Below are 11,963 nucleotides of genomic sequence, written 5' to 3'. Positions count from 1 at the left end.
CACTATTCAGTTTACATTTAGCGATTGGCAATTAAAAAATTAATCACCGCACGGGCGGCCCCGTCATTCACAATTAATACTTATGTGGCAAATTTGGATTGATACAGGTGGTACTTTTACTGATTGTTTGGCGCTCAGCCCTTCGGGCGAACTCAAACGCACCAAAGTACTCAGCAGTAGTTTTTTAAGGGGTAGAATTGCAAAAAAAATCTCGCCAACTACTTTCCAAATTATTACTTCGTGGGCATTCGACACTGAACTTGTCAAAGGGTTTTCTTTTCGGGTGGTTGGTCAAAATGAGTTCATCAAGATTGCCGATGTTCAGGGAAATACATTGATTTTAGCGCATGATTTATATGCGTCTGACGGTTCAAAACCGTCGGACGCATATTCAGAAGAAGTTGACTTTGAAATCACTACGCACGAAGAAGCACCTGTGCTGGCTACGCGTATTGTCACTGAAACCCTTCTTTCAGCTGCATTTCCACCGCTTTCCATGCGCCTTGGCACTACGAAAGGAACGAATGCACTTTTGGAACGAAAAGGAGCCAAAGTGACGCTGTTTGTTACCCAAGGCTTCAAAGATTTACTCCGCATCGGCACCCAACAACGGCCCAATTTATTTCAACTCGCCATTCCAGAACCTACTCTTTTGTACAATGAAGTGGTAGAAATAGAAGAACGCTTGGACGCTGCGGGGCACGTGTTACAGCCCCTTGATGTAACCAAACTAACTCAACCCAAAGACAATTCGATAGCTATTTCGCTGTTGCACAGTTATTTGAACCCTATTCACGAACAACAACTTCAGCACTGTTTCCAAGAACAGGGACACGAATACATAAGCAGCTCTGCGGAACTATACGCGGGTATTAACTACCTCAAACGGACCCAAACGGCGTTGGTCAATGCGTATTTGCAGCCCATTCTATCCGATTATCTCACCAATATCACCCGTTCCTTTCAAACCCCACCGCGCAGCAGATCGTCTAAATCTACCCCTGTGAAGGAGGACTTATTAAAAAAAACGGATGGGGTTGTAAAAGTCATGACGAGTGCTGGTGGATTAGTAAGTGCCGCTGCTTTTTCTGCCAAGGACAGCTTGTTAAGTGGCCCTGCGGGTGGCATGGTAGGTGCGGCAGCCATTGCTCAACGTCTTGGTTTTGAGCGCTGTCTGACTTTCGACATGGGCGGCACCAGTACCGATACGGCCCGTTTTGACGGGAAATTGGATTTAGAATTTATCACAAGAATCGAAGGAATTGAACTTCATAACCCAACGCTTGCCATTGAAACCGTGGCAGCAGGAGGAGGTTCCATTTGCTATTTTGACGGTCATAAACTGCGCGTCGGACCTGAAAGCGCGGGAGCCAATCCAGGTCCGGCCTGTTATGGCGGAGGCGGTCCGCTTACCATCACTGACGTCAATTTGCTCTTGGGTAAGTTAGATACTTCCCGTTTCGGAATTCCGGTTCGACTTGAGAAAGCACAGGAAGCATTAGCCACCATTCAAACTCAAATTTTTACGCAAACTCAACACCAGCTTCCAGTAATGGAGTTGTTACGTGGTTTTGAGCAAATTGCCAACGAAAAAATGGCCGAGGCCATTCGACGCATTTCGGTTACCAAAGGCTTTGACCCAAAAGAATATCCTTTGCTTACTTTTGGAGGAGCGGGAGGTTTGCACGGCTGCCAACTGGCCGAAATTCTGGGGATTAATACTGTTATTTTACCCTATGATGCCGGTTTATTGAGTGCTTTCGGTATGGGGCAGGCGCGTGCTCAACGCATTGTTTCCAGGCAAATCTTAAAACCGTTTACCGAATTTGAAAGTGCTTTTGAACCCCTCCTTTCTACTCTGATAACCGAAGGTAAAAACTTGCTTTCGGAGGAAGGCGTCACTGAATTTGACGATAAAAACAATCTTGTTTTGTTTTATCTCCGCTTCAAAGGACAGGAAAGCACCATTGAAGTTTCCTGGAAAAGTGAGTACCAATGGAATGACTTACAAACTGCATTTTACGAAAAATACCGTCAGATTTTCGGTTACTGTCCCGACAATCTGGTGATCGAAGTAGAGAGTTTAAAGGTAATTATTGCAGAAAAGGCAGTTTACGGCGGGCGGCGTTCCGCTTTACAGTTTACGGCGGGCGGCGTTCCGCTTTACAGTCCGCAGCAAGAAGCCAAACCTTACAGGTTTTCGGAAACCTGTAAGGTTTATGATTGGAGCCAACTTGGTGCGGGAGATTATTTTAATGGGCCTGCGGTGTTGCTCAATCCCTCTTCTACAAGTTTCATTCCCGAAGGCTGGCAAGTGGTGATCACACCCACTTTAGATGCCGTAGTGGAATTTACCGGTCGTGATTTGCGCGACGCTGTTCCGGATTTGCACTGGGGCGGCACTCGCTCCTCAAAAACACAAAACCAAACCATCGAATTAGAGCTTTTTACCAATCGTTTTATGGCGATTGCCGAAGAAATGGGCGCGCAATTACAGCGTACCGCTTTTTCCGTCAACGTCAAAGAGCGACTGGATTTTTCGTGTGCCTTACTGGATTCAGATGCCGAATTGTTGGTCAATGCCCCCCATATCCCCGTGCACTTGGGAAGTCTGGGCGTATGTGCGCGGCTCGTACGCGAGAAAATCGCAATTGAAGTCGGAGATGTCATTATTACCAATCATCCCAAATATGGCGGTTCGCATTTGCCCGATGTAACGTTACTTTCAGGCGTTTTTACTCCCGAAAATGAACTCATTGGCTACGTTATCAACCGCGCTCACCACGCCGAAATCGGCGGTCGAACGCCAGGCTCTATGCCGCCCGACGCTACTTCTTTAACCGAAGAAGGCGTGGTCATTTTACCAACTTATTTGGTCAAAAACGGCGAAATGCAATGGGAAACAATGAAAGAATTGTTTACCCAAGGCCCTTATCCAACTCGTGCTCTCACCGAAAACATCGCCGACATCAACGCGGCGTTAGCGTCCCTGCGCTCGGGAGAAAGTGCTCTGCAAAGCTTAGTTGCTCAGCATGGCCTGACAAAAGTACATCTATACATGCAACTGCTGAAAAACAGTGCTTTTGAAGCATTGCAGGAAGTGCTTAAACCTTTTCAAAATCAAACATTTACCGCCAATGAATCGCTTGATGACGGATATGAAATAAACGTATCCATAAACCGGTCTCTATCGGATTTAGTTTTCGATTTTACGGGCACATCCTCTCGCCATCCCAACAATCTCAATGCCAATATATCCATCATTTACAGCGCCATTTTGTACGTGTTACGATTGTTGGTCAATCAAAACATTCCACTTAACGAAGGTTTGATGCAGGGCGTAAAAGTCATTTTGCCCGACGACAGTTTTCTGCATCCTGTTTTCAGCGATGACGCCACGCAATGCCCTGCTGTAGTAGGCGGCAATACCGAAGTAAGTCAGCGATTGGTAGATACATTATTGAAAGCCTTTGGGTTGGCCGCGTGCAGTCAGGGAACGATGAACAATTTTTTGTTCGGCAGTACCGGCTTTGGCTACTACGAAACCATCTGCGGCGGCACGGGTGCAAGCGAAGGCGCTAACGGTCGGTCGGCAGTCCACCAACACATGACCAATACGCGCATTACCGACCCCGAAGAATTGGAACGCCGATATCCCGTCCGTTTACGCGAATTTTCGGTGAGAAAAAATTCGGGCGGCCAAGGCCAGTGGCAAGGCGGCGATGGCGTCGTACGGCACGTTGAGTTTCTGGCTCCGCTCCGTGTCACGCTCATTACCCAACACCGTGTGGTTTCTCCGTATGGGTTGCAGGGAGGTGAAAACGGACTTATAGGACGTCAGACACTTACTCGAAGCGATGGCTCCGCCGAAACACTAAGCGGAATTTGCAGTATCATGGTAGAAGCAGGCGACCGTCTTTGCATTGAAACTCCGGGAGGAGGAGGATATGGGAAACACGTTTAAAATACTACGTTTTTAGGAAAAAGTACTAATTTTACCTTTATCATCCTATTGAAATAGAATTCATATCCATTCCAGTTCAAAAACCCTAACTTACAATTCTCAAAAGTGCCACTTAACCAAGACAATATCCGCCTCGTTTTCGGGCTTAAACTCAAACAACTTCGCCTTGACAAGTCTCTTTCTCTCAGTGACTTGTCTCAGCTAACTGGGCTTTCTATCTCCTATATCAACGAAATTGAAAAAGGGAAAAAATATCCAAAATCTGACAAAATTATCGCCCTTGCGAGGGCTTTTGATGTAGAGTATGATTCATTGGTCTCGATAAAACTAAGCAAAAAATTAGAGCCTATTTCAGAATTATTGCAATCCAATATCCTAACCGAACTTCCGCTTGATTTATTTGGTATAGATCCTGCCGATTTGCTGGAAATGCTGTCGGATGCTCCTACCAAACTCAGTGCCTTTATCGGCACCCTGATTGAAATTGCCCGAAATTACAACATGTCAGTCGAGCAGTTTTACTTCTCGGCGTTGCGAACGTATCAGGAGATGTACGACAACTATTTTGAGGATTTAGAGCAGGAAGCCGAGCAGTTTTTGGCGCACTACGAAGTCCCCGAAGAAGTGATTTTGGATGATAAGTACCTGGCTGATTTGTTGGTCAAAAATTATCCCTACGAAATACAGTTCATAGACGAAAAGAAATATCCCGAACTCGTCGGGATTCGGTCGTTATTGGTTCAGAGAAGCGATAAACTACGGCTGTTAATAAGCCCACAGTTGGACGCCAACCAACGCGCATTTATTTACGGACGCGAGCTGGGGTATCAATACATGAAGCTCAAAAATCGCCTGAACACCACGCATTTGGTGGAGGCCGAATCCTTTGAACAACTTCTCAACAACTACAAAGCATCTTATTTTGCCAGTGCAATTATCATCAAAGGCCCTATTTTAGCGAAAAAATTAGCTGCGTTTTTTGAGCAACCTCATTTTGACGGCGAAGCATTGGTCAATATGATTGCCTATTTTAACAGTACTCCCGAATCTTTCTGCTATCGCCTGAGCAATATCTTACCTAAGTATTTCGGCATAAGCCAATTGTTCTTTTTACGTTTCAATAATTTTGCGGGACAAAATCGATTCGATTTGACCAAAGAAATGCACATCGCACGCAAGCACAACCCGCATACCGTGCGCGATGAACATTACTGTCGCCGTTGGGTTGCGTTGACGATTTTACAGGAATTGGCTGAATTACAGGAAAAAGGACAGTATGCCCATACGCTTTGCCGGACCCAGGTTTCGCACTACATGGATACCCAAGACAAGTATTTTGTGGTGTCTTTTGCCAAACCCATGTCGCCAACGCCTAATCTGAACGTAAGTGTATCGATGGGAATTCGATTGGACGATAATGTGCGGGCTAAAATTAAATTTCTGAACGCTTCTGAAATCCCCCAACGCGAAGTAAATGAAACCTGCGAACGCTGCCCGTCTTTCGACTGCAAAGAGCGCATGGCCGCCCCAACGGTACTTCAACGCAAGCACAAAAACGAAGCCATTCGAAAAGCCATGATGCAGTTGAGCGGAGAGCACTAATTAGTTTACTGTTTTTAAGTTTACAGTTTACCGTTATCTCTAAACCGTAAACTGTAAACCCTAAACGTATAAACTGCAAACTTATAAACTAATCCCCCCATCCACCATTTCCAGTTTTCGGTCGGCCAAGGCGGCTAAGTGTTCGTTGTGCGTTACAATCACGAAAGTTTGATGGAGTTCATTTCGCAGGCGAAAAAAAAGTTGGTGAAGATCTTCGGCATTGCGAGAATCTAAGTTTCCGCTGGGCTCATCGGCAAAAATGATGGCAGGGTCATTAATTAAAGCTCTTGCAACTGCCACCCGTTGTTGCTCTCCCCCCGAAAGTTGCGACGGCAAGTGATTGAGGCGGTCTTTCAATCCCAACATTTTCAAAAGCTCCCCTCCTTTTCTCCTTACTTCTGACTCCTGAATTCTGACTCCAATAAAGCCCGGCATACACACATTTTCGAGTGCCGTAAATTCGGGCAAAAGATTATGGAACTGAAAAACAAACCCGATTTTTTGGTTACGAAAAGTCGCTAAGTCTTTCTCTTTGAGGGCAAACACATCCGTATCACCGATAAATACCTGCCCGGCATCGGGGCGGTCGAGTGTGCCTAAAATATGCAGCAATGTACTTTTCCCTGCTCCCGAAGCACCAACGATAGTCACTAATTCGCCCTTGGCTATTTCTAAATCAATTCCTTTTAAAACGGGTAAACTTCCGTAGTTACGGACAATTTGGCGGGCTTTGAGCATTCTTACTGAGTTGAAGTTGAAAAGACAAAGATTGGAAAAGTCAGGGACTTAGACAAAGGGAGCGAAATGTCGGTAAGGTAAATTTTAAAGTTTACGAGTCGTGCGCCGTCCTCCGGTGCAGTAATTCCATTGTTTTTGGCACTTTATCAATGTGCCTCTATCCAGTCGTTAAATTCCTTTCGCTTTCTCAAAGAAACATCAATTTCTTTGTCATTTGTCATTTTAACAATACCAGCTTTACTATTATAGCTTGCTACGTATTTGAAACTGACTAAATACGACTGGTGAACCCTGAAAAAATCGTAATAGGATAGCTGCTCTTCATACTCTTTCAAAAGTCTTGTAGAGGTAATTTTTGGTTTACTTTTAAAAAAAATATCAGTATAACGGTTGTCTGCTTCGCAGTAAATTATGTCGTCAATCTCAATCATTTCAAATCCCTTTATATTTGGAATTGCCAAACGCCTAGACTTGAAAGACTTACTTTGCATATTAAAAAGAAGAGCTTCAACATTGGCTTTTGCAGTATCCCTGAGTAAAAACTTATGTTGTAGTTTTTCAACTGCTTTCTCTAAATACTCTCCCTGAACAGGCTTTAATAAATAATCAACCGCACTGAACTTAAATGCCAGAAGGGCATACTTTTCATAAGCTGTAATGAAAATCACTTCAAAGTTGATTTCAGAAAATTCTTCTAGCAAATCAAATCCTGTTTTGCCTTTGATTTGCACATCCAGAAATATCAACTCAGGTTTAAGTTGACGGATAGCCTGTGCGCCTTCTTCTACGGACTCAAAGGCACCCATTAAATTGACGCTTTCAGCGCAATGTCTGGCCAGTAGATAGCTGAGTTGCTCTATACAATGTCGTTCATCGTCTACAATAATTGCCCTTATCATAAGTTTAAAATTGGAGTGTTAGCGGGAGTTTAATCTCTGCTCTGGTACCTTCTTCTAAATCTGTGTAGGATATAGTATTTTCAGGGTTCTGCGTGTTGTCGTAAATGGCAATTCGTTTTTTTGTCAGTTCAATTCCCATTGATTTTCTCCCCAATTGTACGGGAGAACGCAAAGAGGCCGCTTTCTTACGGCCTATCCCGTTATCTTCTACCGCACAGTACATTTTCTCTCCTTCTTTACTGATTACTATTTTTATCTTCCCTGTCCCTTCTTTATTGGCGATTCCGTGCCAAATACTATTTTCAACCAAAGGTTGAAGGATAAGTGGCGGAAACAACAATTCGTCAGAATCAATGTTTTTGTCAACCGTTATCTCGAAGCTGAATTTCCCCGGAAGGCGGAGTGTCTCCAACTGCATGTAAAGCCTCAATGCTTTTAAATCTTCGTTCAGTAACACTAACTTCTCGTCCGAATTTTCTAAAACAAGGCGCATCAGTTCCGCAAACTTTGCCAAATATTCGTTCGCATTTTCCGAGTCATTCTTGGTGATATAACTGCTTATGGAATTTAACGCATTAAAAATAAAATGGGGGTTCATCTGCGCCCGTAATACTTTGTTTTCAATTTCCAGTACCAAAGCCTGATATTCGGCAAAACGTGCTTGATATTCAGCTTCTTGTTGCTTTTGAAAAGCAATCAAAGTCGCTAAATCCGCATCGCGCTTACTTTTATAAAAAAAGGCACTTACTGCTACGGCTACCAACAAAATGGCTCCGATACCCAACACAGCGTTGCGTTCGGTTTGTTTTTGTTTGATTTCGGCATTAAGTATTATTTCCCGTTGTTCCTGCTCAAACTTCATATCCCGGCGCGTCAGTTCAAGTTGTTTCGCCTTGCTGATGAGGCTATCATTCAAGGTGACCGATTCTTTAAAATAAGATAGAGCAGGCATACTTTTATTTTGCTTCTCGTAAATCATGCTCAACACCTTGGCAGCGTCTCTTTGCTGTTGTATCAAGCCCATTGGCTTGGCCAATTCATAGGCACTTTTTGCGTATTTCTCCGACAGGTCGTATTGATTAAAATGAAAATAACACTGTGCTAACCCTGCTATTGATATGGTTTTGAATCGGACATCATTTACTTGGTCAGCGTTTTTAATACTTTCCTCAAATACGGGTAGAGCCGACGTGTATTTCTCCAAGAAATTTAAGGCTACCCCCTTGTTGCCGAGTACAAAAGCCAACACTAAATAGTCGTTGCTTTTTTGAGCAATTGTCACCGCCTTATCGAAATACGCAATGGCTTTCCTGTACGCTCCTTTGCGTGTATAGGCTTCTCCGATATTACCTAAACCTACGGCTTCTTCTCGGGGCTCGTTCAATCTATGGGCGATGGTTACCAATTTTGAAAAGTTATCAATCGCCTTATCAAGTTGCTCAATATCTAAATAGATTGCCCCTAAGGCATTGTAGATTGTAGCATTAAACAGGCTTTGGCCTTTGTCGTCTTTGATTCTTTCAAACAATTTATCAGATAATTGAAGCGCTCGATGACAGGCATCAATGGCATTGAGGTAATCCCCTTTGTTCATATAAATGACAGCTTTCTGTCGTTGTGCGCCTGCCTGTCCCCCATACAATTGCAACTTCTCGGCTAATTCCGCCGCTTGGTTGGCGTATTGCATGGCCTCATCAAGCTCAGTGTATGCTAAACCATCGGCTATTGTCAATAATCGATTGACCTGCAGCGAATCTTGCGCAGGGTGCTTTTGTACTTCTTTTTTAAGAGAATCTACCATTTCCGAGGGGGATTGTGCCACTGATATGGTCGAAATCAGGCAGAATGTCACTGCAAACAGTATAAAAATAGGCATATAAAAGGGGTTTATTGGCTTTTTACCACTGCGAGGCGGTCTATTAAATCCTTGCGTCTTCCTTCGGGGATGGGGATTTCGTGCTGTTGCATAAAAAGCCGATTGGAATCAACGCGGGCTAAATGATTTAGATTAATGACCAGCGAACGCGACAAGAGATAAAAATCAGCGGGCAACCGACGAAAAACACTCCCCATATTGGATAAAATGAGCACGTGCCCATACGTCCTTCCGGGATAAATTCTGGAAAACTCTTTTTCGGATAAAAACAATTGGGAATACACCCGATCTGCTTTGAGATACAGAATCTCCCTGATTTTCACGCCGATATGGCCTTTGTCTGCCGGCAGAAACAGTTGTTCTGATGGAAGTTGATAGGCGGAAGGCAGATTCCCCACCCCGAAATTATGAAGGGCCAGTTCAATCTGTACCGCTAATTCCCTTACTCGCAACGGTTTTTCCAAAAACGCCGCCGGCAGCGTTTTCTTCATTCGCTCGTCCATTTCGAGGGGAGTATGGGCGGTAATATAAATGATAGGTATCCATTTAATCCGAAGCAACTCAGTAGCCGTAGCTACCCCATCCTCGGGGCCGTCGAGTTGAATGTCAATCAACGCAATGTCAATCACGTTTCGTTTCATAATGTCGACCGCCTCTTTCAAATTTCTCGCTACGCCCGAAACGGAAAACCCTTCTTTTTTAAGGGTTTGTTTGATGTTTTCTGCAAGCAGGCGGTCGTCTTCCACCACCAGCACATTTTTTCCGGGTTCCATCACGCTAAGTAAGTTGATTTTCTAACGTTTGTTCTCCTTTATCCACCACTGGTGTTATTTTATGCTCAAAAGATAATGCAAAGCAACAACCCTTGTTTTTGCTGAATTTTCCGTCAGCATTCAGTTTGTCGGTCAGCATACCGATCAGGTTCAGACCGAAGGAGTCTTGAAGCGGATGGGGGACAAACCCAAGGCCGTTGTCTGAAAAATGAAGCATGACCTTCCCACCCTTCAAAAAACAGCTTGCTTTGAGTACCGGACGGGGATTGTCCGTCAAGGCATACTTGCAGGCATTGGTCGTCAGTTCGTTGACAATCAAGCCCAACGGAATGGCTTTGTCGGTATGAAGCCAAATCGGGTCTATTTTACAAACGAGGTCGGTGGCCTCCAAATGATAGCTTCTCAACACACTCTTTATCAGGTCAGGGAGGTATTTTTGAAGATTGACCTCCATCAACTTACTGCCCTGATACAGCCTTTGGTGCACCAATAACATGGCCTCTACGCGCATCAGGCTTTCTTCCAAGGCTTTCACCGCTATGGGGTCGGTGAGTTGGTAGAGTTGCAGGTTCAACAAGTCAAAAACGGATTGCAGGTTGTTTTTTGTGCGGTGGCTTTGCTCCCGCACCAGCAGCGCATTGTGCCGGCTTATCTTTCTGTATTTGGCAAACAACAAATAAAACAAGAACCCCGATAAGGCAGCACCTAAAAACATGAAAGCGATGACGATGCTGAGTTTTTTTTGCAACGCCATTTCTTTTTGCTGCGCGGCAAACTGTGCTTTCTTTTTTTCGTACTCATCCAGCAAAATTAAATTTTGAACGACTTGGCTCAATTGTATATCAAACTCCCGGGTTTTCAGTTCCAGATTTTTCTTTTGATACCGAAACGCCTTGTCCCATTGTCCAGTTTGTTCATAATAAAGACCATATACCTTCGTCAACAGTTCATCCAAGGTATGATCTGAAACGCTTCCGGACAAAGCAGATGCCTTATCCAGCCACGGCTTGGCTAATGAAGGTTTATTTTGTTTCAACCAATCTTCCCCTATACCCATGTAAAGACCCATAATATTATTCACCAGTTTTGCTTTGGTGAATATTTCCAGTTCTTTTTGCCGATATTCATTGCTTTTATGTGGGTTGTTTTTCAACTTCCATAGGTAGCCTAAAAGACCGTAAGAAGCCCCAACGTTAAAGGAATCAGCTTCAATTTTTGCGAAGTGGAGATACCGCTCCGCATAATAAACGGCACTGTCTAATGAACCTATAGAGGTAGAATAAGGAAGTGGCCGGCCAAGTTTCCAAGTATCTACATGAAAATGACTTAACAGTTTGTTGGCTTCCATTTGACTGCGTAGCGATTTGCCCGCCCGGAAATTGAGATAGGCTACATATTGATAGTGTAAGGCGGTAGCCGAAAGCGGCGAATGGACGGGGAATCCGGTCATTTGTATATATATTTTCCCGATGTCTTCCGACAGACCCAGCGGCTCTCTGATACGCAATGCTCTTAAAAACCACTGCTGGGCTTTTGTATAATCTTTAAGACCAATATACCGCTTCCCCATAATATAGCACATCTCGGCTACTTCTAATGAGTCCCCCTTTTTCATGGCGGCTTCGTACTCCTTTTGGGTTTCAAGCAGTCGTCCGTAGGGGCTTTTGGGGTTTATAGGCTTATTAGCGGTTTGGGCATTTACAGCAAATGCCCGAAGGCAGACAACCACCAAGAGAAAGAAGAATCGAGTCATAAGGCTTTGTGTTAAGGGAAGAAACAGAACCTCTGACAAGGTTTGAGTAAATTTAAGCAATCCGAAGCAATAGTAAGCCACTCTTATTTGAAAAATTTTTACCGTTACAACGCCACTCAACCTTGATTTTACAAAAGTTTTTCCGGACTCATTCGATTCGGAAATAAATCCCCCCTTTTCGGAAATAATATAGCGCTGTTGGGAAGTTCTTCCGCCGTCACAATATGATGTTTTTTACTTTAGAGTCATCGTCCTCTTTAACAGTGTGTCCGTGGCTTTAAAAAACGCTTACAACGGCAAATGGGGCACTTACTTACCCAAACCCAGCGAATACTCAAGGGTGGTTGTGGGAGGAAGG

General features: G+C 44.1%; 7 protein-coding genes. 2 read left to right on the top strand and 5 right to left on the bottom strand.

What is annotated here, in order from left to right:
- The first annotated feature begins 82 nt into the window (after positions 1-82).
- Together Q0081_RS13915 and Q0081_RS13910 are read left to right on the top strand one after the other, a co-directional pair.
- Entirely contained in the window at positions 83-3,964 is a 3,882-nt protein-coding gene (locus Q0081_RS13915) for a hydantoinase B/oxoprolinase family protein (protein WP_298354398.1), read from the top strand.
- 105 nt (positions 3,965-4,069) lie between these two features.
- Positions 4,070-5,566, top strand: a complete 1,497-nt coding sequence (locus tag Q0081_RS13910) for an XRE family transcriptional regulator (RefSeq protein WP_298354395.1) — start codon at positions 4,070-4,072, stop codon at positions 5,564-5,566.
- Positions 5,567-5,647: 81 nt separating this feature from the next.
- On the opposite strand, the gene Q0081_RS13905 is transcribed toward Q0081_RS13910, so the two are convergent.
- From Q0081_RS13905 to Q0081_RS13885, 5 genes are all read right to left on the bottom strand, one after another.
- Complete coding sequence (locus Q0081_RS13905; protein ID WP_298354392.1) at positions 5,648-6,304, bottom strand: ABC transporter ATP-binding protein; 657 nt, start codon at positions 6,302-6,304, stop codon at positions 5,648-5,650.
- 146 nt (positions 6,305-6,450) lie between these two features.
- Positions 6,451-7,203: a LytTR family DNA-binding domain-containing protein gene (locus Q0081_RS13900; RefSeq protein ID WP_298354389.1), complete on the bottom strand. Its 753-nt coding sequence runs from the start codon at positions 7,201-7,203 to the stop codon at positions 6,451-6,453.
- Between the two features lie 4 nt (positions 7,204-7,207).
- Positions 7,208-9,079 carry a tetratricopeptide repeat protein gene (locus tag Q0081_RS13895; protein ID WP_298354386.1) on the bottom strand — a complete coding sequence of 624 codons (1,872 nt, stop codon included), beginning with the start codon at positions 9,077-9,079 and terminating at the stop codon, positions 7,208-7,210.
- 11 nt (positions 9,080-9,090) lie between these two features.
- Entirely contained in the window at positions 9,091-9,852 is a 762-nt protein-coding gene (locus tag Q0081_RS13890; protein WP_298354383.1) for a response regulator transcription factor, read from the bottom strand.
- Positions 9,853-9,856: 4 nt separating this feature from the next.
- Positions 9,857-11,605 (bottom strand): sensor histidine kinase, encoded by a 1,749-nt coding sequence (locus Q0081_RS13885; RefSeq protein ID WP_298354380.1) that lies wholly within the window; start codon positions 11,603-11,605, stop codon positions 9,857-9,859.
- Positions 11,606-11,963: the final 358 nt, after the last annotated feature.

The sequence above is a fragment of the Runella sp. genome, from assembly GCF_027484545.1.
Classification (GTDB): domain Bacteria; phylum Bacteroidota; class Bacteroidia; order Cytophagales; family Spirosomataceae; genus Runella.
Note: the sequence above shows the minus strand (reverse complement) of the source record. Positions and strands in the feature narration are given on the sequence as shown.